This window comes from Methylobacterium sp. D53M (assembly GCF_053345625.1).
This window is the reverse complement of record NZ_JBKFAL010000013.1, coordinates 88696-114009: the sequence shown is the minus strand read 5'-3', so window position 1 is coordinate 114009 and position 25314 is coordinate 88696. Positions and strand designations below refer to the sequence as shown.

24 protein-coding genes and 1 other RNA gene are annotated in these 25314 nt (G+C 71.8%); 9 read left to right on the top strand and 16 right to left on the bottom strand.

The genetic code is table 11. The annotated features are described in order from the left end of the window. The first annotated feature begins 84 nt into the window (after positions 1–84). Together ACLBYG_RS18655 and dapE are read left to right on the top strand one after the other, a co-directional pair. Positions 85–2430: an amylo-alpha-1,6-glucosidase gene (locus ACLBYG_RS18655; RefSeq protein ID WP_020092796.1), complete on the top strand. Its 2346-nt coding sequence runs from the start codon at positions 85–87 to the stop codon at positions 2428–2430. A gap of 80 nt (positions 2431–2510) precedes the next feature. After that, on the top strand, positions 2511–3689 hold the full coding sequence (gene dapE, locus ACLBYG_RS18650; protein ID WP_447682385.1) for a succinyl-diaminopimelate desuccinylase: 1179 nt from the start codon (positions 2511–2513) through the stop codon (positions 3687–3689). Here the strand turns inward: dapE and truA are convergent. From truA to recR, 4 genes are all read right to left on the bottom strand, one after another. Further along, complete coding sequence (gene truA, locus ACLBYG_RS18645; protein ID WP_447682384.1) at positions 3671–4432, bottom strand: tRNA pseudouridine(38-40) synthase TruA; 762 nt, start codon at positions 4430–4432, stop codon at positions 3671–3673. The genes dapE and truA overlap by 19 nt on opposite strands. A 220-nt stretch (positions 4433–4652) precedes the next feature. Next, a complete protein-coding gene (gene fmt / locus ACLBYG_RS18640) occupies positions 4653–5582 on the bottom strand; it encodes a methionyl-tRNA formyltransferase (RefSeq protein ID WP_447682383.1) in 930 nt (309 codons plus the stop codon). A 7-nt stretch (positions 5583–5589) separates the two neighbouring features. Next, the gene (gene def / locus ACLBYG_RS18635) at positions 5590–6105 is read right to left on the bottom strand and encodes a peptide deformylase (RefSeq protein WP_447682382.1); all 516 of its coding nucleotides are present in this window, start codon (positions 6103–6105) and stop codon (positions 5590–5592) included. A gap of 104 nt (positions 6106–6209) precedes the next feature. Continuing rightward, complete coding sequence (gene recR / locus ACLBYG_RS18630) at positions 6210–6815, bottom strand: recombination mediator RecR (protein ID WP_020092791.1); 606 nt, start codon at positions 6813–6815, stop codon at positions 6210–6212. 415 nt (positions 6816–7230) lie between these two features. Between recR and ACLBYG_RS18625 the strand changes: the two genes are divergently transcribed. Then, positions 7231–8850, top strand: coding sequence for a phosphoenolpyruvate carboxykinase (locus ACLBYG_RS18625; RefSeq protein WP_447682381.1), 1620 nt, complete (start codon positions 7231–7233; stop codon positions 8848–8850). A 135-nt stretch (positions 8851–8985) separates the two neighbouring features. Here the strand turns inward: ACLBYG_RS18625 and ACLBYG_RS18620 are convergent, their stop codons facing one another. The 4 genes from ACLBYG_RS18620 to ACLBYG_RS18605 all read right to left on the bottom strand — a co-directional run bounded on the left by ACLBYG_RS18620 (position 8986) and on the right by ACLBYG_RS18605 (position 11757). Further along, positions 8986–9309: a YbaB/EbfC family nucleoid-associated protein gene (locus ACLBYG_RS18620; protein WP_020092789.1), complete on the bottom strand. Its 324-nt coding sequence runs from the start codon at positions 9307–9309 to the stop codon at positions 8986–8988. Positions 9310–9371: 62 nt separating this feature from the next. Continuing rightward, positions 9372–11285 (bottom strand): DNA polymerase III subunit gamma/tau, encoded by a 1914-nt coding sequence (locus tag ACLBYG_RS18615; RefSeq protein ID WP_447682380.1) that lies wholly within the window; start codon positions 11283–11285, stop codon positions 9372–9374. A gap of 37 nt (positions 11286–11322) precedes the next feature. Next, positions 11323–11421: signal recognition particle sRNA small type (gene ffs, locus ACLBYG_RS18610), an RNA gene on the bottom strand. A gap of 75 nt (positions 11422–11496) precedes the next feature. Further along, a complete protein-coding gene (locus ACLBYG_RS18605; protein ID WP_020092787.1) occupies positions 11497–11757 on the bottom strand; it encodes a PepSY domain-containing protein in 261 nt (86 codons plus the stop codon). 143 nt (positions 11758–11900) lie between these two features. Between ACLBYG_RS18605 and ACLBYG_RS18600 the strand changes: the two genes are divergently transcribed. Beyond that, positions 11901–13439: a YifB family Mg chelatase-like AAA ATPase gene (locus ACLBYG_RS18600; protein WP_447682379.1), complete on the top strand. Its 1539-nt coding sequence runs from the start codon at positions 11901–11903 to the stop codon at positions 13437–13439. Next, positions 13436–15193 (top strand): protein kinase domain-containing protein, encoded by a 1758-nt coding sequence (locus ACLBYG_RS18595; RefSeq protein WP_447682378.1) that lies wholly within the window; start codon positions 13436–13438, stop codon positions 15191–15193. The genes ACLBYG_RS18600 and ACLBYG_RS18595 overlap by 4 nt, the downstream gene beginning before the upstream one ends. A gap of 15 nt (positions 15194–15208) precedes the next feature. Here the strand turns inward: ACLBYG_RS18595 and ACLBYG_RS18590 are convergent, their stop codons facing one another. The 5 genes from ACLBYG_RS18590 to ACLBYG_RS18570 form a co-directional block, all read right to left on the bottom strand. Beyond that, the gene (locus ACLBYG_RS18590; protein WP_447682377.1) at positions 15209–15928 is read right to left on the bottom strand and encodes a glutathione S-transferase; all 720 of its coding nucleotides are present in this window, start codon (positions 15926–15928) and stop codon (positions 15209–15211) included. A gap of 48 nt (positions 15929–15976) precedes the next feature. Further along, the gene (locus ACLBYG_RS18585; protein ID WP_091680812.1) at positions 15977–16426 is read right to left on the bottom strand and encodes a hypothetical protein; all 450 of its coding nucleotides are present in this window, start codon (positions 16424–16426) and stop codon (positions 15977–15979) included. Positions 16427–16561: 135 nt separating this feature from the next. Beyond that, the gene (locus tag ACLBYG_RS18580; RefSeq protein ID WP_447682376.1) at positions 16562–16933 is read right to left on the bottom strand and encodes a hypothetical protein; all 372 of its coding nucleotides are present in this window, start codon (positions 16931–16933) and stop codon (positions 16562–16564) included. A 43-nt stretch (positions 16934–16976) separates the two neighbouring features. Next, a complete protein-coding gene (locus ACLBYG_RS18575) occupies positions 16977–18866 on the bottom strand; it encodes a methylmalonyl-CoA mutase family protein (RefSeq protein WP_447682375.1) in 1890 nt (629 codons plus the stop codon). Positions 18867–19095: 229 nt separating this feature from the next. Then, complete coding sequence (locus tag ACLBYG_RS18570) at positions 19096–19899, bottom strand: undecaprenyl-diphosphate phosphatase (protein ID WP_020094652.1); 804 nt, start codon at positions 19897–19899, stop codon at positions 19096–19098. 253 nt (positions 19900–20152) lie between these two features. Here ACLBYG_RS18570 and ACLBYG_RS18565 point away from each other — a divergent pair, with 253 nt between their 5' ends. The 3 genes from ACLBYG_RS18565 to ACLBYG_RS18555 are packed head-to-tail and all read left to right on the top strand — an operon-like array spanning position 20153 to position 22880. Then, entirely contained in the window at positions 20153–20845 is a 693-nt protein-coding gene (locus ACLBYG_RS18565; RefSeq protein ID WP_020094651.1) for a glutathione S-transferase family protein, read from the top strand. A 29-nt stretch (positions 20846–20874) separates the two neighbouring features. Next, positions 20875–22020: a tRNA epoxyqueuosine(34) reductase QueG gene (gene queG, locus ACLBYG_RS18560; RefSeq protein WP_447682414.1), complete on the top strand. Its 1146-nt coding sequence runs from the start codon at positions 20875–20877 to the stop codon at positions 22018–22020. Next, entirely contained in the window at positions 22017–22880 is an 864-nt protein-coding gene (locus tag ACLBYG_RS18555) for an SDR family oxidoreductase (RefSeq protein WP_447682374.1), read from the top strand. Before queG ends, ACLBYG_RS18555 begins: the two co-directional genes overlap by 4 nt. On the opposite strand, the gene ACLBYG_RS18550 is transcribed toward ACLBYG_RS18555, so the two are convergent. From ACLBYG_RS18550 to ACLBYG_RS18540, 3 genes are read right to left on the bottom strand one after another with little or no spacing between them, the layout of a single operon-like run. Then, complete coding sequence (locus ACLBYG_RS18550) at positions 22881–23705, bottom strand: metal ABC transporter permease (RefSeq protein ID WP_447682413.1); 825 nt, start codon at positions 23703–23705, stop codon at positions 22881–22883. A gap of 47 nt (positions 23706–23752) precedes the next feature. Next, positions 23753–24550 carry a metal ABC transporter ATP-binding protein gene (locus ACLBYG_RS18545; RefSeq protein ID WP_447682373.1) on the bottom strand — a complete coding sequence of 266 codons (798 nt, stop codon included), beginning with the start codon at positions 24548–24550 and terminating at the stop codon, positions 23753–23755. Further along, a complete protein-coding gene (locus tag ACLBYG_RS18540) occupies positions 24547–24681 on the bottom strand; it encodes a hypothetical protein (RefSeq protein ID WP_280141584.1) in 135 nt (44 codons plus the stop codon). The genes ACLBYG_RS18545 and ACLBYG_RS18540 overlap by 4 nt, the downstream gene beginning before the upstream one ends. A 124-nt stretch (positions 24682–24805) precedes the next feature. Between ACLBYG_RS18540 and ACLBYG_RS18535 the strand changes: the two genes are divergently transcribed. Continuing rightward, a complete protein-coding gene (locus tag ACLBYG_RS18535; RefSeq protein ID WP_447682372.1) occupies positions 24806–25291 on the top strand; it encodes a transcriptional repressor in 486 nt (161 codons plus the stop codon). Positions 25292–25314: the final 23 nt, after the last annotated feature.

Below are 25314 nucleotides of genomic sequence, written 5' to 3'. Positions count from 1 at the left end.
TAGGGTGAACAAGGGCTGCTGCATCGAAGGGATGCAGCAGCCCTCTCGATTCGCACCCCTCACTTGCACCCGGAGATGCCCTGCATGGCGGCGGACAACACGGCAGCGGCCCACGATGCGAAGGCCCGGACCGCGGCGAGCGCCGGAAGCGTGGCGCACGGATTCCAGGACGCGGACGACGTCCTCCCGACCTATCACATCGAGGCGCAGACCTCCCTGGTCGAGCGGCCGCTGCGCTCGCTGAAGTTCGGCGAGGCCTTCGGCGTCCTCGATTCCTACGGCGACATCGGCGTCCAGCCCGGGCCGGAAGGCCTCTATTTCCAGGACACGCGCTACCTCTCGCGCCTGGAGGTGACGGTCGAGGGCCAGCGCCCGCTGATGCTCTCCTCGGTGATGCAGGACGATAACGGCGCCCTCAGCGTCGACATGACGACGCCCGACATCCGCATCGACGCCCACGACGAGACCTCGATCCCCCGCGAGACGATCGCGATCGAGCGCACCAAGTTCCTGTTCCGCGGCGCCTGCTACGACCGGATCGGCCTCCGCTCCTACGATTCGAAGCACCGGCGCCTGCGCATCGCCGTCACCTTCGACGCGGATTTCCGCGACCTCTTCGAGGTTCGCGGGACAGATCGACAGGAGCGCGGCAAGCGCGGCGTGCTCGTGGCGAGCGACCGCGAGGTGCAGTTCCGCTACGTCGGCCTGGACGAGATCGTCCGGACGACCTCCCTGCATTTCGGCCCGAAGCCCGATTCGATCGAGCCCGGCAAGGTCGTGTTCGACGTGTCGCTCCCGCCGGAGGGCCGGACCTCCCTGTTCATCCGCGTCACCTTCGAGGCGCACCGGGCCTTCACCAAGCCCCCGACCGACACGATGGTCGGCGAGGACGCGGCCGCCAAGCTGACGCTCGCCGCCAATGCCGGCGGTGCCCGGCGCGAGCCGAAGGATCTCGGCGAGGGGACGATCTTCGCCCGCGCCTACCGCGATTCGCGGCGCGACCTGCGGGCGCTGACGGCGGGCATCACCACGATCATCTCGTCGAACGACCAGTTCAACGAGGGGCTGTGCCGGGCGACCGCCGACCTCTACATGCTCGCGAGCCGAACCCCGGAGGGCATCTACCCCTTCGCCGGCATCCCCTGGTACTCCACGGTGTTCGGGCGCGACGGCATCATCACCGCGATGATGGCGCTCTGGATCGACCCGAAATTCGCCCGGGGCGTGCTGCGCTACCTCGCCTCGACCCAGGCCAAGGCGGTCGATCCGGCCGCCGACGCGCAGCCCGGCAAGGTCCTCCACGAGACCCGGCGCGGCGAGATGGCGATGCTCGGCGAGGTGCCGTTCCGGCACTATTACGGCACCATCGACGGCACGCCGCTCTTCGTGATGCTGGCCTGGGAGTACTACGCCGTCACGGGCGACCTCGAGACCGTGCGGGCGATCTGGCCGGCCCTCGAACTCGCGCTCGAATGGATGGACCGCTACGGCGACCGCGACGGCGACGGCTTCGTCGAGTACGCCCGCGACACCGACAAGGGTCTGGAGAACCAGGGCTGGAAGGACAGCCACGACTCGATCTTCCACACCGACGGTCACCTGGCCAAGGGCCCGATCGCTCTCTGCGAGGTGCAGGGCTACGTCTACGCCGCCAAGAACGGCATGGCGAAGCTCGCGGCGCTCCTCGGCCACGACCCGATGGCGGAGCGCCTCACCCAGGAGGCGGCGAGCCTGCGCGAGCGGTTCGACGCGGCGTTCTGGAACGAGGAGATCGGCACCTACGCGCTGGCGCTCGACGGCGCCAAGAAGCAGTGCGCGGTGCGCTCCTCCAATGCCGGCCACGCCCTGTTCACCGGCATCGCCAAGCCGGAGCGGGCGGCGCGGGTCGCCGAGACGCTGCTGTGCAAGGACGGCTTCAACGGCTGGGGCGTGCGCACGATCGCCAAGGGCGAGGCGCGCTACAACCCGATGTCCTACCACAACGGCTCGATCTGGCCGCACGACAACGCGCTGATCGCGATGGGTCTGGCGCGCTACGACCGCAAGCACGAGGCCGCGCGCATCTTCCAGGGGATGTTCGACACCTCGCTCTACCAGGACCAGAAGCGGCTGCCGGAGCTGTTCTGCGGCTTCATGCGCCGCAAGCAGCGCGGCCCCGTCTCGTACCCGGTCGCCTGCAGCCCGCAGGCCTGGGCGGCGGCGGCGCCGTTCGCGTTCCTGGCGGCCTGCCTCGGCCTCGAACTGGACCACGAGCGCAACCGTGTCCGGCTCAAGAACCCGATCCTGCCGGGCTTCCTCGACGGGGTGACGCTCTACAACGTCAAGCTCGGCGGCTCGCGCCTGGACATCCGGTTCCAGCGCTATGACGACGACGTCACCGTGTCGGTGCAACGCCGCCACGGCGACGTGCAGGTCGTGGTGACCAAGTAGGGCCCGGGACGGGAGTTCCGGGGCGGCCCGCTTCGGGTTAAGCGGGCCGCGCGGCACGTCGCGCCGCCGAGGACGGGTTCATGCCGGCAGATCATCACGCCCCCGACGCGGCCCTTCGCCTCGCGCAGGACCTGATCCGGTGCCCGTCCGTGACGCCGGAGGATCGGGGCGCCCTCGACGTCGTCGCCGACGCGCTCCGGCCGGCCGGCTTCGCGGTCGAGCGGCCGGTCTTCTCGGAGCCCGGCTACCCCGACACGCCGAACCTCTACGCCCGCGTCGGGCGGGACGGTCCGTGCCTCGTCTTCGCCGGCCACACCGACGTCGTGCCGGAGGGCGAGGGCGCGTGGCGCCACGATCCCTTCGCGGGCGCCGTGGCCGACGGGATGCTGTACGGGCGGGGAGCGGCCGACATGAAGGGCGGCGTCGCCTGCATGCTTGCGGCGACCCTCGCCTTCCTCGACCGGCGCGGCGCCGATTTCGGCGGCTCCATCGCGTTCCTGATCACCGGCGACGAGGAGGGACCGGCGGTCAACGGCACCGTGAAGCTCCTCGACTGGGCGCGGCGCCGGGGCGAGCGGTTCGACCACTGTGTCCTCGGGGAGCCGACCAATCCGGGCCGGCTCGGCGAGATGATCAAGATCGGTCGGCGCGGGTCGCTGACCGGCAAGCTCACCGTTCTCGGCCGGCAGGGCCACGTCGCCTACCCACACAAGGCCGAGAACCCGATCCCGGGCCTGCTGCGCCTCGCCTCGGCGCTGGTCGCCGAGCCGCTGGATCGCGGGACGGCGCATTTCGACGCCTCGAACCTCGAATTCACCACGATCGACGTCGGCAACCCGGCCACCAACGTGATCCCGGCGACCGCCCGGGCGACCTTCAATATCCGCTTCAACGACGACTGGACGGCCGAGAGCCTGGGCGAAGAGATCCGTCGGCGCCTGGAACAGGCGGCCGGGAACGCGGTGCGCTTCAGCCTGGATCTGCAGCCCTCGAACGCGCCGGCGTTCCTGACGCGGCCGGACGCCTTCGTGACGCTGGTCGCGGAGGCGATCCGGGCCGAGACCGGCCTGACCCCGACGCTCTCCACGACGGGCGGCACGTCGGATGCCCGCTTCATCAAGGATGCCTGCCCGGTGATCGAGTTCGGCCTCGTCGGCGAGACCATGCACCAGATCGACGAGTGCGTGGCGGTCGCCGACCTGGAGCGGCTGACGGCGATCTACGGGCGCGTGCTCGACGCCTACTTCCCCGGTTCGTAGTCGACGCCCACGAAGGTCAGCCCGGCGGCCGGGGCCAGCGGCCCGCACCGGCGCTTGTCGCCCGAGGCCAGGATGGCGGCGACCTCGTCCGCCGAAAGGCGGCGGCAGCCGGCGAGCATCAGCGTGCCGACCATCGCCCGCACCTGATGGTGCAGGAACGAGCGCGCCGACGTCGCCACAACGATCTCGTCGTGAAGCGCCATCGGCGCGCGGCCCACGTCGAGCTGCTCCAGCGTTCGGATCGGGCTGTTCGCCTGGCACTCGGCGGCCCGGAAAGCCGAGAAGTCGTGGCGGCCGACGAGGCGCTGGGCGGCTTCGTGCATGAGGTCCGCGTCGAGGGTCCACGGCACGTGCCAGACATGGGCGCGCGTCAGCGCCGCGGGGCTGCGCCGGTTGAGGATGCGGTAGCGGTAGTGCCGGCGGATCGCCGAGTGGCGGGCGTCGAAGCTCTCCGGCACGGTCTCGGCGGACAGGATCGCCACCGGCTGCGGCCGCAGATGGGCGTTCAGGGCGTCCCGCACCGTGTCGGTCCGCCAGTCCTTGGCGAGGTCGAGATGGGCGACCTGATGGATCGCGTGCACGCCGGCATCGGTCCGGCCCGCGCAGGTGAGCCGGGCCTCCTCGCCGGAGAAGCGCGTGACCGCCGCCTCGATCGCGCCCTGGACCGTGGGATCGTCCGCCTGCCGCTGCCAGCCGCAGAACGGACCGCCGTCGTACTCGATGACGAGCTTGTAGCGGGGCATCAGCCGGCCCCCTCAAGGTCTCTCAATAGCGCTCCGAGGTTCGATCTCGCGATACGGCACAGAGCTTCGGAAAGCTGCGCGCGCGATCGTCTCTGCGAGCGCGCCGAAGCGATCCGGCGTCGCGCCGAGCCTCGCCAGGGTGCGCTGCCCTGGGTCGCTTCGCTGCGCTCGCGATGACGGGTCGGGCCGCGCGCCGAATGCCGTGAACGGGCGACGCGCATCAGCCGAGGCGGGCGCCGGGCGTCAGGCGGGCGCCGCGGACGAACTCGGCCCCGTTGGCGCTGCCGCCCTTCCCGGCGCGGCGCAGCTCCAGGAGCCGGACGGCGCCGTCCCCGCAGGCGACGGTGGCTTCGGAATCGCGCAGCGTGCCCGGCGCGCCCGAACCCTCCGCCGGGGCGGCGCGGAGCACCTTCACGCGCTCGGAGCCCTTGCCGAGATCGACCTCGAAGAAGGCGCCGGGGAACGGCGACAGCCCGTTGATCCGGTTGGCGACCTCGGCCGCCGGCCGGGACCAGTCGATCCGCGCCTCGTCGTTGGTGATCTTGTGGGCGTAGACGATTCCGTCCTCCGGCTGCGGCGCGAAGGTCAGCGTGCCCGCGTCGAGCGCCGCGAGGGCCCGCGCCATCAGGTCGGCGCCGAGAGGCATGAGCGCGTCGTGCAGGGCCCCCGCCGTCATGCCCGGGGTGATCGGCAACCGCGCCTCGAGGGCGACCGGGCCTGTGTCGAGACCGGCCTCCATCCGCATCACGCCGACGCCGCTCTCGGCGTCACCCGCCATCACGGCGCGCTGGATCGGCGCCGCGCCGCGCCAGCGCGGCAGCAGGGATCCGTGCAGGTTGAGGCAGCCGTGCCGCGGCGCGTCGAGGATCGCCTGCGGCAGCAGCATCCCGTAGGCCACGACCACCGCGACGTCGGCCCGGTGCGCCGCGAAGGTCTCGGCGGCTTCGGGCGTGCGGAGCGTCGCGGGCGTCAGCACCGGCGTGCCGAGCGTGTCGGCGAGCGCGTGGACCGGGGAGGGGCGCAGGCTCATGCCGCGGCCGGCCCTGGCGGGCGCGCGGGTGTAGACCGCCGCGATGTCGTGCCCGTCCTGCGCGAGCCGCGCGAGCGTCGGCACCGCGAAGTCCGGCGTGCCCATGAAGACGACGCGCATGGCCGGCTCAGGCCGCGTCGCGCTTGGCCGCCTTGGTGAACTTCTTGATCACCCGGTCGCGCTTCAGCTTCGACAGGTGATCGATGAACAGCACGCCGTTCAGGTGGTCGATCTCGTGCTGGATGCAGGTTGAGAGCAGGCCGTCGGCCTCGATCTCCTGCTCCTTGCCGTCGAGGTCTCGGAACTTCACGCGCACCCGATCCGGGCGCTCGACCTCGGCGTAGTAGTCCGGGATCGACAGGCAGCCCTCGTCGTAGACCCGCTTATCCTCGGACGACCAGACGATCTCGGGATTGATGAAGACCCGCGCGTCGCGGACGCCTTCCTCCTTCGACGTGTCGATCGTCACGACGCGCTTCGCCACGCCGATCTGGATCGCCGCCAGCCCGACGCCAGGAGCGTCGTACATCGTCTCGAACATGTCGGCGACGAGGGTCCGGATCTCGGCGGTGATCGGCCCGACCGGTTCGGAGCCCAGGCGCAGGACGGGATCGGGAAGGATGACGAGCGGGCGGATGGTCATGGCGGGAACCGGCAGGGAAGGCGCCGGCACGGGTCCGGGCTCACCGTCGAATAGGATGCGGCCGAGGACCGGTCAAATACCGGTTCGCGACCTGTCGCCGGCCCTCAGAACACCGTCCGGCTGCGGATCGCCGCCGAGAGCGTGCCCTCGTCGAGGTAGTCGAGCTCGCCGCCGACCGGCACGCCGTGGGCGAGGCGCGTGACCTTCACGTCGCAGTGCCGGATCGACTCCGTGACGTAGTGGGCGGTGGTCTGGCCGTCGACGGTGGCGTTGAGCGCCAGGATGACCTCGGTCACCTCGGGCCGGGCCACGCGCTCCACGAGGCTCGCGAGATTCAGGTGCTCCGGACGGACGCCGTCCAGCGCCGAGAGGACGCCGCCGAGCACGTGGTAGCGCGCCTTCACGGCCCCGGACCGCTCCAGCGCCCAGAGGTCGGACACGTCCTCCACCACCACGAGCGTCGTCGGATCCCGCTCGGCGTCGCGGCAGATCGTGCACGGGTCCGAGGTGTCGACGTTCCCGCAACTCGTGCACACGATGATGCGGTCGGCCGCCACCCGCATCGCGTCGGCGAGGGGCCCGAGCAGCGTGTCGCGCTTCTTGATGAGCTGCAGGGCGGCCCGCCGCGCCGAGCGCGGTCCGAGGCCCGGCATGCGGGCGAGGAGCTGGATCAAGCGCTCGATCTCGGGGCCGGCGACGGCTTGGGGCATCGTGCCTCTGGGGCGAGGAAGGGGCTGCGGATCGGGACGGGCATAGACCGCGCCGAGCGCCGCGCAAGGGTCCTTGCGCCGATGCGGTCCATCGTATGTGGTATATGGGTATTCCGACGTCGCTGCGCCGGTGGCATTATGCTGCACGACGGACGGAACTGCTTACAGACCTCGGTTCCTGAGTCCACGACTGTGGTCTAACCTGTTTGTACACGTTGCGGGCTCCCTACGGAGCCCATTATGACAGCGAAGCTTCGCCGCCTACGCGAGCGTGGGATGGCGAGCGGCCGGGAACGGAGAACCTGCGTGCGGCGGTCCTGTACGACCGCACGGACGTCTCCCGGGCAAACCCGGACGGCGGTGCCGTCCGGCTCAGTCGCGTCGACGGTCGAACAGGGGCCCGGGAGATACGATCATGTCCAACATCGGTGATCACAACGCGGCCCACGGCGCCGAGGCGGCGGGTTTTCGCGACCTCAAGGCCGTCCACTGGAATTTCGAGGCCCCGCGCCTCTACGAGGAGGCTCTGTCCCGCAAGGAGGCGCAACTCGCCCGCGGCGGCGCGATCGTCGCCACCACCGGCAGCCATACCGGCCGTTCGCCCAAGGACAAGTTCGTGGTGCGCGACGCCGGCACCGAGAACGAGGTCTGGTGGGACAACAACGGCGCCATCACGCCCGAGCAGTTCGAGACCCTGCGCCAGGACTTTCTGAAGCACGCCGAGGGCAAGGAGCTGTTCGCCCAAGACCTCTACGGTGGCGCCGATCCGGCCTACCGGGTCAAGGCCCGGGTCTTCACCGAGTTCGCGTGGCACTCGCTGTTCATCCGCAACCTGCTGATCCGTCCGGACCGCTCCGAGATCGCGTCCTACGTGCCGGACATGACGATCATCGACCTGCCGAGCTTCCAGGCCGATCCCGCCCGGCACGGCTGCCGGTCGAAGACCGTGATCGCCATCGACTTCTCAAAGAAGCTCGTGCTGATCGGCGGCTCGGCCTACGCGGGCGAGATGAAGAAGTCGGTCTTCACCTACCTGAACTACATCCTGCCCGGCCAGGGCGTGATGCCGATGCACTGCTCGGCCAACGCGGCGCTCGATGCCGAGGGCGGCTCGGCGATCTTCTTCGGCCTCTCGGGCACCGGAAAGACGACGCTGTCGAACGACAGCTCCCGTCAGCTGCTGGGCGACGACGAGCACGGCTGGTCGAACGAGGGCATCTTCAACTTCGAGGGCGGCTGCTACGCCAAGACCATCCGCCTCTCGCGCAACGCCGAGCCGGAGATCTACGCCACCACCGAGCGCTTCGGCACGGTGATGGAGAACGTGATCATCGATCCGGTCACCCGCGCACCGGATTTCGACGACGCGTCGCTCACCGAGAACACCCGCTGCGCCTACCCGCTGGACTTCATCGCCAACGCCAGCGCCTCCGGCCGGGCCGGGCATCCGAAGAACATCGTCATGCTGACCTGCGACGCCTTCGGGGTGATGCCGCCGATCGCCAAGCTCACCGGCGCCGAGGCGATGTACCACTTCCTCTCGGGCTACACCGCCAAGGTGGCCGGCACCGAGCGCGGCCTGACCGGGCCCGAGGCGACCTTCTCGACCTGCTTCGGCGCGCCGTTCATGCCGCGGCATCCGAGCACCTACGGCAACCTGCTGCGCGACCTCATCGCCAAGCACAGCGTCGATTGCTGGCTGGTCAACACGGGCTGGACCGGCGGCGGCGTCGGCACCGGCCGGCGGATGCCGATCCGCGTGACGCGCCGCCTGCTGAGCGCCGCCCTCGACGGCTCGCTGGCGCAGGCCGAGTTCCGCCGCGACCCATATTTCGGCTTCGCGGTGCCGGTCTCGGTTCCGGGCGTCGAGCCGCACATCCTAACGCCGGTGAAGACATGGGCCAACAAGGGCGCCTTCGTGGAGACGGCGGCGCGGCTCGTGAAGATGTTCGACGACAACTTCAAGCGGTTCGAGGCCCATGTCGACGCCGACGTGCGCGCCGCCGGGCCGACCGCGCAGGCGATCGCGGCGTAAACCGAGAGCGGGCGGCCCGCGGGGCCGCCCGTCCCGTTCGTCTTCGCGAGCGCAGGGAAGCAGCCCGGTCGCGCTACGCTGGATTGCTTCGCTGCGCCCGCGAAGACGGTTCGGACGTCCTGTCCGGGATGCGTCCTAGAACGGCAGCTTCATGCCCGGCGGCAGGGGCAGGCCCTTGGTCAGCTCGGCCATGCGCTCCTGCATGGTCGCCTCGGCCTTCCCGCGGGCGTCGTTGCAGGCCGCGACGATCAGGTCCTCAAGGATCTCGCGCTCGTCCGCGACCATGAGCGAGGGGTCGATGCTGACCCCCTTCATCTGGCCCTTGGCGCTCATGGTGACCCGGACGGAGCCGCCGCCGGAGGCGCCGGTCACCTCGATCTCATCCATCTCGGACTGCAGGTTGGCCATCTTCTCCTGCATGGCCTGAGCCTGCTTCATGATGCCCATCAGGTCGCGCATGCGGCTCTCTCTCCGTTTCCTCGTCTGATCTGGGTATGGCGCGGCCCGGGCGCCACCATGCGTCAGGCGTCGTCGTCCTCGACTTCGCCGACACGCGCGGCATCGCCTTCCCCGAGGATCTCCTGCTCGGCGGAGGGGAGGGCCTCGGAGATTGTCTCGCGCACGTCGACGATCTCGGCCCCGGGAAAGCGCGTCAGGACCTCGCGCACGAACGGGTCGGCGGCGGCGTTCTCCCGGCGTGTCTCGGTCGCGGCGCGGGCGGCCGCGTCGAGGGTCGGGGCGCCCTCGTCCTTCGACAGGGCCACCACCCAGCGCCGCCCGGTCCAGCGCTCGATGGCGGCGCCGATGTCGTTGGCGAGGCTCGACCGGCCGCCGGAGGCGAGGCGGAACTCGATCCGGCCCTCCTCGAAGCGCACCAGATGGACGTCGCGCTCCAGCGCGGTCCGCAGCAGGATGTCCCGGTTGGCGTCGGCCAGCGCGATCAGGTCCTCGAACCGACCGAGACGCGGCGTCGGCGGTGCCGCGGGCGCCGGCCTCGGCGCCGGCGCACCGACGGGCGCACAGATCGGGACGCTCGCCGGCGCGTTCACCGCGACGGGCGCGGCCAGGGGCGCCGCGACCGGGGCGGGCCCCGGCGCGACCGTGCGGGGTGCCGCGGCGAGCGCCGCGGAACCGCCGCCGCGCAGGTCAGGAATCGGCGGGAGGGGCGGCCGGGCCGACGCGACCGGGGCCTCGTCCGCGGGCGCGGCGGCGGCCTCGGCCCGGAGCTGGCGCAGGGCCTCGTCGGGTGTGGGCAGGTCGGCCGCGTAGGCGAGGCGCACGATCGCCATCTCGGCGGCCGCGAGGGGCCGGGGCGCCGCCTGGACCTCGGGAATCGCCTTCAGCAGGATCTGCCACGCCCGCGACAGGGCGCGGATCGACAGCTTCTCGGCGAACGCGGCGCCGCGGACGCGCTCGGTCTCGCTGAGCGTCGGGTCGGCGGCGGCTTCCGGCACCACCTTGAGCCGGGTGACGAGGTGCGTGAAGGCCGCGAGATCCGAGAGCACGACCGACGGGTCCGCGCCGGAATCGTACTGCGCCCGCAGCTCCGCGAAGGCGGCCGGCACCGCGCCGCGCATCACCGCCTCGAACAGGTCGAGGATCCGGGCGCGGTCAGCGAGGCCCAGCATGTCGCGCACGTTCTGCGCCGTGATCGTGCCGGCGCCGTGGGCGATCGCCTGGTCGAGCAGCGAGAGCGCGTCGCGCACCGACCCTTCCGCAGCGCGCACGATGGCGCCCAGAGCCTCGTCCTCGACCGATACGCCCTCGGCCGCGCAGACCTTCGCGAGATGCGCGTGCAAGGTCGGCGCCTCGACCCGGCGCAGGTCGAATCGCTGGCAGCGGGACAGGATCGTCACCGGGACCTTGCGGATCTCCGTGGTGGCGAACACGAATTTCGCGTGCGGCGGCGGCTCCTCCAGCGTCTTCAGGAAGGCGTTGAACGCCTTCTCGGAGAGCATGTGGACCTCGTCCACGATGTAGACCTTGTAGCGCGCCGAGACCGGCCCGTAGCGGATGCCGTCGATGATCGCCCGGACGTCGTCGATGCCGGTATGCGAGGCGGCGTCCATCTCCAGCACGTCCATGTGCCGGGATTCCATGATCGCCGCGCAGTGGAGGCCGAGTTCCGGCATCGACACGGTCGGGCCGGTGTCGGGCTGTCCGGCGCGGGCGTAATTGAGGCCGCGCGCCAGGATGCGGGCCGTCGTGGTCTTGCCGACTCCGCGGACGCCGGTGAGCATCCAGGCCTGCGGGATGCGATTGGCCGCGAACCCGTTGGCGAGGGTCCGCACCATCGCGTCCTGGCCGATCAGGTCGCCGAAATTGGTGGGGCGGTACTTGCGCGCGAGCACCCGGTAGGGCGTCGCCGCAACTGGGGGCGCTGGAAACCCGGGCAGGCCCGGCTCGTCGTCAGGCGTGCCGGTCGTAGCGTCCATGCCGTGTCTGGGTCCGGCTGCCGCGCGCCGTGGGATGAGGTGGGAGGCTGGACGAAGACCCGCTCGGTCTCGTTAGGGCTGCTTCCTTCCGGACCTGACCCGGTTGGCGAGTGAAACGTCCCTCGCCAACCCCCCGCCGGCTATATGGCCGGGCCTCGGCCCGAACGCAAGCGCTGCTGAAGCCGAGTCGAAGCGCAGCCGAAGCGCTGCCTCACTCGGCCTTGCGCTTCACGATGGCCAGGGTCTTCGGATCGAGCTTCAGGTCGAACTGCTTGCCGCTCGCGTCGATCGCGTCGTCGACCTCGATCATGCCGTCGTCGAGCTCGATCTCCTTCCACTTGGTGAAGCCTTCCTGCTTGAGCATGGCCTCGACCTTGGCCTGCTGATCGGGCGGAAGCTTCTCGTCGGCGCGGGCGGCGAGGCCGGTGCCCGCGATCAAGGTCAGGGCGAGAAGGGACGTGGTCAGGCGCATGGCTGTCTCCGATCCGGCAATTGTTTCCGGCTGTGAACAGGCGTGCCGCGGCGGAGTTCCATGGCGGTGATCCCCTTGAGCCGCCCCCGAATCTGCCGCACATCTTGGCCGTACCGGAACGCGGCGGCGAGGACACTGCACGAATGGTCACCCGCGTCGCCACCGTGGCCTTCGAGGGCATCGAGGCGCGGGCGGTGGACGTGCAGGTCCAGATCGTGCCGGGCTCGGTGGTGTTCACCGTCGTCGGTCTGCCCGACAAGGCGGTGGCGGAATCGCGCGAGCGGGTCCGCGGAGCGCTGATCGCCTCGGGGCTGGCGCTGCCGGCCAAGCGCATCACGGTGAACCTCGCCCCGGCGGATCTTCCCAAGGAAGGCTCGCATTTCGACCTGCCGATCGCGCTGGGCGTCATGGCGGCCATCGGCGCGATCCCGGCGGACGCGCTCGCCGGCTACTGCGTCCTGGGCGAGCTCGCCCTCGACGGCAGCATCACGGCGGTGAGCGGCGTGCTGCCGGCCGCGATGGCGGCGGCCGATCGGGGGCTCGGGCTCATCTGCCCGGCGCCTACCGGGCCGGAGGCGGCCTGGGCGGGGGGCGACCTCGACGTGCTCGCGCCGCGCTCGCTGATCCAGCTCGCCAACCACTTCAAGGGCAGCCAGGTGATGGCGCGGCCGGAGCCCGCCGTCGCCGCGCCGGCCGGGCCGCTGCCGGACCTCGCCGACATCAAGGGGCAGGAGGGCGCCAAGCGCGCACTGGAGATCGCGGCCGCCGGGGGCCACAACCTATTGATGAACGGGCCGCCCGGCTCGGGCAAGTCGATGCTGGCGGCGCGTCTTCCCTCGATCCTGCCGCCGCTCACGCCGCGCGAGCTGCTCGACATCTCCATGATCCAGTCGGTGGCGGGCGCGCTGAAGGACGGGGCGCTCTTGAACCGCCGGCCGTTCCGGCAGCCGCACCATTCCGCCTCGATGGCGGCCCTGGTGGGGGGCGGCCTCGGGGCGCGGCCCGGTGAGGTCTCCCTGGCCCATGGCGGCGTGCTGTTCCTGGACGAGGTCCCCGAATTTTCCCCGCAGGTGCTCGACAGCCTGCGCCAGCCGATGGAATCCGGGGCGGTGATGATTGCCCGGGCCAACCACCGAATCACCTACCCGGCGCGGTTCCAGCTGGTCGCGGCGATGAACCCGTGCCGCTGCGGCCACGGTCTCGAACCGGGCTACGCCTGCCGGCGCGGGCCGAACGCGCGCTGCATGGCGCAGTATCAGGCGCGGATCTCCGGCCCGATGCTCGACCGCATCGACCTGCGCGTCGAGGTGGCGGCGGTGACGGCCGCCGACCTGATCCTGCCCGCGCCGGCCGAGGGCTCCCGCGAGGCGGCCGCGCGGGTGTCTGCGGCCCGCGCGCTCCAGGGCGCGCGCTACGCCGCGCGCGGCCTCCCGGAATCCACCACCAACGCGACCTGTCCCGCGACGCTGATCTCGGACGTCGCGAGCCCCGACGCCGACGGGACGGCGCTGATCCGCCAGGCGGCCGAGAGCATGCGCCTCTCCGCCCGCGGCTTCCACCGGACGCTGCGCGTCGCCAGGACCCTGGCCGACCTCGACGGCGAGGCGCAGGTCCGCCGGCTCCACCTCGCCGAGGCGCTGTCGTACCGCGGCCGGGGCGACAGCGCGGCGGCCGCCGCTTGAGCGCCGGACCGCGCGGCCCGGCCGATCTGACGGTCACGATCGGCCAGCACAGCAGCGCCGGCCGCAAGGCCGCCAACCAGGATTTCAACGGCGCGCTGGTTCCCGTCCAGCCGGCGCTGGGCCTGAAGGGGATCGCGGTCGCCCTCGCCGACGGGATCAGCAGCAGCGCGGCGGGCGCGGCGGCGAGCGAGACCGCGGTCAAGAGCTTCCTCAGCGACTACTACGCCACGCCGGACACGTGGTCGGTGAAGACCTCGGCGCAGCGCGTGATCGCGGCCACGAATTCCTGGCTCTACGCCGAGACGCGGCGCGGCGCCGATCCGAACGATGCCGACCGGGGCCACGTCACGACCTTCGACGCCCTCGTGCTGAAATCCCGCGTGGTCCACCTCTTCCACGTGGGCGATGCCCGGATCTGGCGGGTGTCCGGCCGGTCGCTCGAGCAGCTCACCGAGGACCACCGGGTCGTCGTCTCCGCTGCGGAATCGTATCTCGGCCGCGCCCTCGGAGCGCAGGGCCGCGTCGAGATCGACTACCACGCCGTGGGCGTCGAGGCCGGCGACACCTTCGTGCTGACGACGGACGGCATCCACGAGCATGTCCGGCCCCGCGACATGGTCGCGGAGATCGCTGCGGCCGAGACCCTGGACGCCGCCGCGCGGGCGATCGTCGAGATGGCCCTGGCGGCCGGCAGCCCGGACAACCTGACGATCCAGATCGTGCGGGTCGAGACCGTGCCGGAGGGCGAGCCGGCCGACCTCCTCGGCCAGGCCGAGGGGCTGGACCCGGCGCCGCTCCTCGACCCGCCCGCGGAGCTCGACGGCTTCCGCCTGCTGCGGATCCTCCACTCCGGTCCGCGGAGCCGCGTCTACCTGGCGCTCGAGGCGGAGACCGGTGCGCAGGTCGCGCTGAAGGTGCTGTCCCTGGACCTGCGGGACGATCCCGCCCAGCGGAAGCGCTTCGTCATGGAGGAGTGGATCGCGCGGCGGATCGACAATCCGCACGTGCTCAGGGCCCATCCCCAGGCCGGCCGCCGCAGCCACCTCTACACGGTGATGCGCTACGTCGAGGGCCAGACCCTGACCCAGTGGATGCGCGACCACGCGGCGCCCGAGCTGGAGGCGGTGCGGGGGCTCGTCGAGCAGCTCGCCCGGGGCGTGCAGGCCTTCCATCGGCGGGAGATGGTCCACCAGGACCTGCGGCCCGACAACGTCCTGATCGACGCGGCCGGCACCGTCCAGATCATCGATTTCGGCGCGACCCAGGTCGCCGGCGTCGTCGAGGGCGACCCGCGGATCGACCCGGCGGAGATCCTGGGCACGGTGCAGTACACGGCGCCGGAGTGCTTCCTCGGCGCCCCGGGGACCGCCCAGTCGGACGTCTTCGCGGTCGGCGTGATGACCTACCAGATGCTCACGGGGCGGCTGCCCTACGGCGACGCGGTGCCCCGAGCCCGGACGCGCGCGGCGCAGCGGCGGCTGCGCTACGCGTCGGCGCTGACCGTGCGCCCGCTGCTGCCGGTCTGGGTCGACGGCGCGCTGCGCAGGGCCGTCCATCCCGATCCGCAGCGGCGCTACGCGACCGTGTCGGCCTTCGTCCACGACCTGCGCCACCCCAACCCGGCTTTCACGGATGGCCGGCGGGCATCGCTCCTGGAGCGCGACCCGCTGCTGTTCTGGCGCCTGCTGTCGCTGGTGCTCGGGCTCGTCGCGCTGGTGCTCGCGGCGATCCTGATCGCCGGCCCGCGTCGGTGAGCCCCGGCTCGCGCCTCAGGGATCCAGCTCCGGATATCGGCGGAAGATGCCGTCCTCGTTGAACGGGATCCGGCGCGCGCTGGCGAGGTAGGCGGCGAGCCGCGGGCGCCGCGCCACGGTCTCGTGGAGCCGCGCCACCTGCGGGGTTCTCCGGAGGGCCGCGGCGGTGGCCTTGGGGAAGGCGTAGAGCAGGCCGTCGACGAGCTGGAACAGCGACAGGTCGGCGTAGCAAAGTTCCGCGCCGACGAGGCCGCCGCCGCCGTTGGCCGCCAGCACCCGCTCGAAATAGCCGAGATATTTCGGGATGCGCTCGCCCCGGAATTCGGCCGCCCGGCGCAGCGCCTCGGCCTTCTGATCCGCGTAGTACAGGCCGACGCCGACGGGATGGTGGGTGTCGTGCGCCTCGTCGACCGCGTCGGCGACGGTGAGCTGGAGCTGGTGGGTCCAGATCCGGTCGCGCTCCGACGGGCCCACGAGCCCGAGGCGCGATCCGAGATAGAGCAGGATCGCGGCGCTCTGCCCGACGACGACGTCGCCGTCGCGCAGGAAGGGCGGTGCCAGGGGCGGTCGCGGATCGGCGGGGTCGGACAGTCGGTCGAGCATCGGTCCGATGCCGCCGGAATCGTCGTCCTGGCGGGCCACGTCGACGTAGTCGGCGCCGGCCTCCTCGAGGGCGAGGCGGACGAACTCGCCGCGCCCCTGGATCATCGGCCAGTAATGGAGCTCGTAGGGCATCGCCGCCTCCGGGTCGGGGAAGGCGCGGCGACCCCGGACGTTTCCCGCTCAGTTGTTCTCGGCCGGCTCCTCCGCCGAGGCCTTCTCGAGTGGCGGCTCGGCGCTGGCGACGGCCTTGCGGGCGAACATCGGCTGAAGGCGCTCGGCGAGCTGCTGGTCCAGATGCTTGACGTACGCGCCCTTGAAGTAGCGCTCACCGGTCTTCGCGCCGTAGAGGTTGTCGTGGGTCCGGATCATCGCGGCGACCTCCGGGCGGCACAGGAAGCCCGTGATGCCGACGGCCTCGTACCAGCGGCCGGCGCGCGCCTCTGCCGTCGCCTTCGGGTTCGACAGCACCGTCTCGGCGAAGCACGCGGTGGCGGCCTGCCGCAGCGGCGCCAACACCTTCTCGGCCTCCGCCGCGTTCACCTTCGGGGCGGCCGGGTGCCGGTGAGGCCGCGCCTCGGCGGCCGAGACGAGCGCGAGGACGGCGAAGGTGGCGAGGATCGAAGTCTTCATACGGGCGGCCTCGTCGGGTGTCCGAACCGTGTTCAGCTCTCGCTCATGATTGCGTCGGGATCGGGGCTGGCGGTTCGGTCCGGGTGCCCGATTCCGGGCAAGATCCGGGCTGTTTCGCGACGGCCACAGCCGCGCTCAGCCGCGCCGCTCCGCGTTCCAGTGTCCCTGGCAGGCGAGGGCCCCGGTCGAGACCCAGGTTCCGGCACCGAAGCCGTCCGAGCCCAGGCGTCCCCGCACGTCGGCGGTGGCGGCGCCGTTGGAGATCGAGCCGCGGATCGCCCCGTTCCGCGCGACGCCACCCTCGACCACGAAGGCGGTCCCGATGAAGCGCGCCCGCCCGCGCTCGATCCGCACCGGGTAGCGGTAGGCACGGTCGCAGTTCCCCGTCTCGGTGATGATCTCGACGCTCCAGGTGCCGTCGAACCGATCGGGCAGGGCGGCGCGGGGGGCGGACGCGGCGGGCAGCGTGCCGGCGAGGAGCAGGGCGACGGCGATGCGGGGCGTCATGCGGATCCGGAGTGCCGTGGGCTTCGGGGAGACCGGCGCCCCGTCAGCGCGGCGCCTGCGGCGCGGGCGTCCGCATGGCCGCACGGAGTGCCGCGTTGAGGAGAGCGAGGAGGTCGCAACCGACATGCAGGAAGGCGGCCACGCCCGCCTGCTTCAGCGGCTCGGCCAGGTCCGTCGGCTTCCCGGCGAGGTAGACCGGTCCGGCGCCGGCCCCGGTCAGCGCCTCCGCGGTCGCGACCGCGCGCTCGGCGTAGATCCCGTCGGTGGAGCAGATGCAGGCGAGGCTCGCGCCGGACTCCCGGAACGCCGCCGCCGCCGCCTCGGCATCGGTGAAGCCCTCGTTCGACAGAGCCTCGAGCCCGCCGGCCGCGAAGGCGTTGGCGGCGAAGGTCGCCCGGGCGTTGAAGGCCGCCACCGGGCCGAGATTGGCCAGGAACACGACCGGCCTCCGACCGGTCTTGGCGAGGAAGGCGTCCGAGGCGTCCCGCAGGGCCTCGTAAGGCTCCGCGAGGCGCTGGGACGGCAGCGCGTCGCAGGCAACCGCCGAGCCCGCGCCGAAGTTGGATCCGCGCACCGCCGCCACGGGCGGCACGTCGAGGACCGTCACCGGCTTCTCGGGGAGGTTCGGGAACTCGCTCGCACCCGTGAGCGGTTCGCGGCGGGTCGCCACCGCCTTGGCGCGGGCCTCACGGGTCAGCTCGATCCGCCGCTGGAGCTTGCCGACGCTGAGCGAGGCGACGATCCCGCCCTCGGCCTCGATCGCCTGGAACGCCGCCCAGCCCGCCTCGGCGAGCTCGGCCGTCAGGGTCTCGAACCCGCCGGCCCCGGCCGCGGGGTCGCTGACCCGCGCGAGGTGCGATTCCTCGATGAGCACGATCTGGCTGTTGCGCGCCACGCGCCGGGCGAAGGCGTCGGGCAGGCCGAGGGCCTGCGTGTACGGCAGGACCGCGACGCTGTCGGCGCCGCCCATGCCGGCCGAGGCCGCCGCCATGCCTGTGCGGAGGATGTTCACGAAAGGGTCGCGCTTGGTCATCATCCGCCACGCGGTCTCGGCGTGGAGGCGCAGCGACTTCGGCTCGAGGCCGCAGGCCTGCTCGACGCGCGCCCAGAGGCGCCGCATCGCGCGGAACTTCGCGACGGTGACGAACTCGTCGGCATCGGCCGCGAGCAGCACGGCGACGCCGTCGCGCGCGCTCGCGAGATCGTGACCGGCCGCTTCCAGGGCGCGCAGGTAGGCGACGGCGGTGGCGAGCACCGCGCCGAGTTCCGCCGCCTCGCCGGCGCCTGCCTCGTGGTAGGGCCGGCCGTCGGCCAGGAAGGCCCGGCCGCGGAAACCCGCCGCCTCCAGCTCGGCCACGGCCTCGGCGAGGCGGGGCGCGATGTCGGTCCAGACGGCTCCGAGGCTGCCGGTGGCCGCCAGGACGCCGACGGGATCGAGCCCCAGATCGACGTCGTAGGTCGAGAGATCCTCGCCGCGGCGCTCCGCCAGCGCCTTGATTAGCCGGGCCACCTCCAGGCCGCGGCCGCCGGCATCGATCCGCAGGGCGATCAGCGGCAACATCACGCCCTTCAGCGCGGCGTCGAGCTCCTCGACGCTCGCCGCGGTGAGACCGTAGCCGCGGGCGCCCGGCGCGCCCGCGAAGGCGAGCACGAGGGCATCGGCACCGCCCTCGAGGTCGGTGAGCGCCTGCGTGTTCGCGGTTCCGAGGTCGGGATGGTCGACCCGCTGGGCGATCCGCCAGGGTCCGGGCTCGCGCACCGGCTGCGCCGCCGGCTCGGCCGGTCCGTAGAGGGGCTCGATCCGCAGTCCGTCAGCCGTCCGCGACACCAGCCGCTTCTCGAAATCGGCGCCCTTCAGGACGCCTTCGACGAGGCCGAGCCAGCGCGCCCGGTCTGCGGGCTCGAAGAGGTCGGCGAGCGGTCTGTCTTCCATCGGTACGTCCCAGGGCGCGGCGTCTTCTGCACCGCTTTCATGCGTTTGCCTCGCACGCCGCACCGCCGCTGGCAATCGCCCGATGGTTGAGGAAAGCTCAAGCCGCGGATCACCGATTTTTGAGTGATGCGGCGCAAGTGCGATGAGGGGCACCTGCCGATCCGGATCGCGATCCCGAGCCGCTGCCGGCGAGCCCGGGCCGACCGAACGGGGCGCGATCCCGCCCGCGTCAGCCGAGGATGATCAGGCCGGCGAAGCCGAGGGCACCGACGATGATCCGCCACCACGCGAACAGCCAGAAACCGTGGCGTGAGACGTAGTCGAGGAGAAACCGCACCACGAACAGCGCCGAGACGAACGACACGATGAAACCGATCGCGATCAGCCCGACATCGTTGCTCGAGAGGTATTTATAGTTGTCGAGCAGGTCCTTGGCGAAGGCGCCCGCCATGGTCGGCATCGCGAGGTAGAACGAGAACTCGGTGGCCGAGCGCTTGTCGGCGCCCATCAGCATCGCGCCCACGATCGTGGCGCCCGAGCGCGAGACGCCGGGGATCATCGCCAGGCACTGGAAGATGCCGATCTTCAGGTCCATCGGCAGCGAGAAGTCGTAGACGTCGGTCTTCTTCACCTCGAGGTCGGTGTCGTCGATGACGAGGAGCACGAGCCCGCCGGCCACCAGGGTCGCGCAGACGATCCACGGGTTGAACAGGTAGGCCTTGATCAGCTTCGAGAAGAGGCCGCCGATGATCGCCGCCGGCAGGAACGCCACCAGGATGCCGAGGACGAAGCGGCGCGCCTTCGGATCGGACGGCAACGCGGTGGCGATTCCCAGGAGGCGGCGGAAATACACCAGCAGGATTGCCAGGATCGCGCCGAGCTGGATCAGCACCTCGAAGGTGTTGTTGGGCGAGTGGAAGCCGATGAAGTGCCCCACCAGCAGCTGGTGGCCGGTCGAGGAGACCGGGATGAACTCGGTCGCCCCCTCCACCAGGGCGAGCAGCACTGCCTTGCCGATGCTTGCCGGATCCATCGCGACGCCCTGTGCCGCGCGCGCGGAGGCCCCCGTCGGGCCACCGCCTGCCACGCGAAATGGTTGTACCCGAGGCTTCGCCGATCAGGATTGACGGGCAGTTACCGGGCCGGGCCGCGCGTGTTAAGGGCTCGGCAACGGTCGGGCAATAACGCTCGGTCCGAAGTCCTCTGCGCCGAAGACCCGCGCTTCAGGACCCACGACGAGCGCGGGACCGGCCGCGCTGGCAGACCGAACGTCCCGCACGGCCTCGATGGCAACCCTCTACCATTTCCCCTTCTGCGCGAATTCCCGTTTCATCCGTCTCGTGCTCGCCGAGATGGGCATGGAGCCGACGCTGTTCGAAGAACGGCCCTGGGAGCGGCGCGACGACTTCCTGCTGATCAATCCGGCGGGCGTCACGCCCGTGCTGCTGGAGCAGAACGGCCTCGTGGTTCCCGGCGCCGGCGTCATCGCCGAGTACCTCGACGAGACCCGCGGCCTCGGGCTCTCGGGGCGGCGGATGCTGCCCGAGGACACCGTCGAGCGCGTCGAGGTGCGGCGCCTGCTCGACTGGTTCCTGGTCAAGTTCGAGTCCGAGGTGACCGCCTACCTCGTCAACGAGAAGATCTCGAAGCGCTTCATGTCGGCCAACGAGGGCGGCGGCCCGCCCGACATGAATGCGATCCGCGCGGCGCGGTCCAACGTGCGCTACCACCTCAAATACATCGGCTACCTCATCGCGCGGCGGCGCTGGATCGCCGGCGACAACCTGACCTATGCCGATCTCGCGGCGGCCGCCCATCTCTCCTGCGTCGACTACCTGGGCGACGTGCCCTGGGACGAGGACGAGATGGCGCGGAACTGGTACGCCCGCGTCAAGTCGCGGCCCTCGTTCCGGGCCCTGCTCGCCGACCGGGTGGCCGGGATGGCACCGGCCGCCCACTACGCGGATCTGGATTTCTGAACGCCCGACGGACCTACCACGGCGCCGACCTGCGCCGCCTCGTCGAGACCCGGGCGCGGACGCTCGGGTTCTGCGGCCTGCGCGTGACCCGACCCGACCGGCTGCCCGACCTGCCCGGCCGCCTGTCCGCCTGGCTCGCCGAGGGCGCGCAGGGCACCATGGACTGGATGGCGGAGCGGGCCGACCAGCGCGGCAGCCCGATCGCGCTGTGGCCCGGTCTGCGCAGCATCCTGGTCCTGGCCATGAGCTACCAGCCGGAGCACGATCCCCTCGACCTCGTGGCGCGTCGCGACCGCGGTGCCGTGGCCGCCTACGCGCAGCGGCGGGACTATCACGAGGTTTTGAAGGGCCGCCTGAAAGAACTGGGTGGGTATCTGTCGGCCAAGGGCGACGTGCGGGTGAAGGTCTTCTGCGACACCGCCCCCGTCATGGAGAAGACCCTGGCGGAGGCGGCCGGCCTCGGCTGGCAGGGCAAGCACACGGTGCTGATCTCCCGCGGGCACGGCAACTGGCTGCTCCTCGGCGCGATCTACACGAGCGCGGAATTCGAGCCCGACCCGCCGGAGCCCGACCGTTGCGGCTCGTGCCGCGCCTGCCTGGACGTCTGCCCCACCGACGCGTTCCCGGCGCCTTACCGGCTCGATGCCCGCCGCTGCATCTCGTACCTGACGATCGAGCATGCCGGGCCGATCCCGGCGGCGTTCCGGGCGGCAATCGGCAACCGGGTGTTCGGCTGCGACGATTGCCTGGCCGTCTGCCCCTGGAACAAGTTCGCCCGCACCGCGGCGGAGAGCAGCCTCGCCGCGCGGGCTGACCTGGCGGCCCCGGCGCTCGCGGATCTCGCGGGCCTCGACGACGCGGCGTTCCGTACCTTCTTCGCCGGCACGCCGGTGAAGCGCACCGGGCGAGACCGCTTCCTCCGCAACGTCATGATCGCGATCGGGAATTCCGATGACCCGTCGCTCGCGGAGGCGGCCGTCGCGCGCCTGCGCGACCCGTCTCCACTGGTGCGCGGCATGGCGGTCTGGGCCTGCAGCCGGCTGCTGGCGCCCGAGGCCGTGCGCGCGCTCGGACGGCAGCACGGCGATTCCGAGACCGACGCCCACGTGCGGGACGAGTGGCGGGCCGCCACCGGCTTGACGGAACCGCGGACGGACGAGACATCCGCGGCATGAACCTCTTCGTCTTCGGGCTCGGCTTCACGGGCCGTCACTTCGCCGAGCGGGCGCGGTCGCGTCTCGGGACCGTCCGCGCCACGGTGACCGACCCCGCGGCCGCCGACCGCATCGCCGCGGAGACGGGCTTCGCCATGCGCGCCTTCGGGCCGGAGGCCGACGATCCCCGGATCGCGGCGGATCTCGCCGACACGGACGTGCTCCTCGTCTCGGCGCCCCCCGGCGAGGCCGGCGACCCGGTGCTGGCCCGCTACGCCGACGCCGTCGCGGCGAGCCGGATCCGGTGGATCGGCTACCTATCGACCATCGGCGTCTACGGCGACCAGGGCGGCGCCTGGATCGACGAGACCACGCCGGCGACCCCGCGCAGTGCCCGGTCCAAGGTGCGCGTCGACGCCGAGGCGGCGTGGCTGGCGCTCGGCGCCGCGACCGGCAAGGCCGTTCAGGTCTTCCGGCTCTCGGGCATCTACGGACCCGGGCGCAACCCGATCGTTAAGCTGCGGGAGGGCCGCTCGCAGCGCATCGTGAAGGCTGGGCAGGTCTTCAACCGCATCCACGTCGACGACATCGCCACGACGCTGCTCGCCTCCATCGACCGGCCGCGGCCGGGGGCGATCTACAACGTCACCGACGACGAGCCGACCGCGCCCCAGACCGTGACCGAGCACGCCGCGGCCCTCACAGGCCTGCCGCTGCCGCCCGAGATCGATTTCGAGACCGCCGACCTGTCGCCGATGGCGCGCAGCTTCTACGGCGAGAACAAGCGCGTCCGGAACCGGCTGATCCGCGACGAGCTGGGCGTCGCGCTCGCCTACCCGACCTATCGCGAGGGGCTCGCCGCGCTCAAGGACCAGCTCTGATCAGGCCTCAAGGTGGCGCGTCCGGACGAGGCGGCGGAGCAGGCCGTCGCGGGGGCCGACCATCATCGAGGCGACGTAGAGGGCACCGGCCGCCAGCACGATGGCCGGCCCGCTCGGCACGTCGTACCGGTACGACAGGCTGAGCCCCGACACGCTCGCCAGGGCCGCGATCAGCATCGAGACTGGGATCAGGCCGGCCAGGTCGCGGGCCCAGAACCGGGCCGCCACCGCCGGCAGCAGCATCAGCCCCACCGCCAGCAGCGTGCCGAGGGCCTGGAACCCGCCGACGAGGTTCACGACGACCAGCGCCAGGAAGGCGAGGTGAACCGGGCCGCCGCTGCGGCTGACGCTCCGCAGGAACAGGGGATCGACGCATTCCATCACGAGCGGCCGGTAGATCAGGGCCAGGGCCAGCAGGGTCAGCGTGCTGATGCCGCCGAGCAGCCAGAGCGCGGCGTCGTCGAGCGCCAGGACCGAGCCGAACAGGAAGTGCATGAGGTCGATCTGCGAGCCGCGCAGGGAGACCAGCAGCACGCCGGCCGCGAGCGAGATGAGGTAGAAAGCCGCGAGATTCGCGTCCTCTCGGACGACCGTCGCGCGGGTCACGGCGCCGGCCAGGAGGGCGACCGCGAGGCCGGCGACGAGGCCGCCCAGCGTCATCGCCGGCAGCGACAGGCCGGCGACGAGGAAGCCGACCGCGGCGCCGGGCAGGATCGCGTGGCTCATCGCGTCGCTCATCAGGCTCATGCGGCGCAGCGTCAGGAACACGCCGATGGGCGGCGCCGAGACCGACAGCGCGAGACAGCCCGCCAGGGCCCGGCGCATGAAGCCGAACTCCACGAACGGCGCGAACAGGGATCCGAGCGGATCGGTCACGCGGCGTCCTCGTGGTGGTGATGGTCCGCGCCGTCGTGGTCGTGCGCCGCCGCGACGGCCCGCGGCCCGGCGCAGATCGCCGCGCCCTCGTCCCAGGCCTCGGACAGGTTGCGGGCGCGCGCGAGGTTCTCGGCCGTCAGGACCCGCGCGGTCGGTCCCCAGGCCACGGGCTCCCGGGCGAGCAGCAGCGTCGTCGGGAAATGCGCGCGGACCTGCTGGAGGTCGTGGAGGGCCGCGACCACGGTCCGGCCCTCGGCGTGCCACGTGCGGATGAGCGCCAGGAGATCGTCGACCGTCCGCGCGTCGATGCCGGTGAACGGCTCGTCGAGGAGCACGACCGGGCAGTCCTGCAGGATCAGACGGGCGAACAGGGCGCGCCGGAACTGTCCGCCCGACAGGGTGCCGATCGGCCGCGCCGCGAAGCCGTCGAGGCCGACCGTGGCCAGCGCCGCCTCGATCGCCGGGCGCCGCCGGGTGAGGCTGCGCCACGCCCCCGCGCGCCGCCAGAGGCCCATGCCGGCGAGATCCATGACGGTGAGCGGGAAGCTCCGGTCGATCTCGTCGACCTGCGGCATGTAGGCGAAGGCGCCGGCGCGCTCGATGCGCCCGTCCAGGCAGCGGATTTCCCCGGCCATGCCCTTGAGGAGCGTCGACTTGCCGGCCCCGTTCGGGCCGACGAGGGCGAGCAGGTCGCCGGCCCGCACGGACCCGTCGAGGTGGTGGACCGCCGGATGCCGGTCGTAACCGAGGGTGAGACCGACGAGGCGGATCGAATCCGGGCGCGCGCCGCTCATGTCGCCAGCGCCCAGGCGATGGTCAGCCAGACCAGCGCCGAGAGCAGCGCGGCGAGCGCCAGCCGCGGGCCGATCCCGCTCTGGAACAGCGATCGCCGCGCCGCGTGTCTCGGGCTGGGAATGGTCGGCACGGGGTCCTCGTCGCGCGCTCACGCCGGCGCGGGCACCACGCGGGGCTACTGGTGCGGTGCTGGGCGGCGGTGATACACTGTAACAAACCCGCGGGACAACCTGCGGATCACGTCTGGAGCGATCATGCACCGTCACGAGGGTCACGACGCGTGCCACGCCGGCACCGGTGACATGCTCGCGCGGGCCGAGGCCCTGTGTCGCGAGCGCGGTCTTCAGTTCACGCCCCTGCGCCGGGAGGTGCTCGAGGCCGTGGCCGAGTCCGCCAAGGCTCAGGGCGCCTACGATATCGCCGAGCGGCTGAGCGCGCCGGGCAAGCGCGTGGCCCCGGTCTCGGTCTACCGCGCCCTCGACTTCCTCATGGAGCAGGGTCTGGTCCACCGGATCGCGAGCCGCAACGCCTTCATCCCCTGCGCGCACGGCCACGCCCCCGGGGAGGGGGTCATCTTCCTGATCTGCCGCACCTGCGGCGGGGTCGACGAGGCCTCGTCGGAGGAAGTCGAGAGCAGCCTGGGGCGCACGCTGGAACGGGCCGGCTTCACCCCGACCCACAGCATTCTGGAGGTCGAGGGCGATTGCGGCGCCTGCCGGGAGCGGAAGCAGGCCCCCTGAGGCGCCCCTTCCAGGGCGGACGG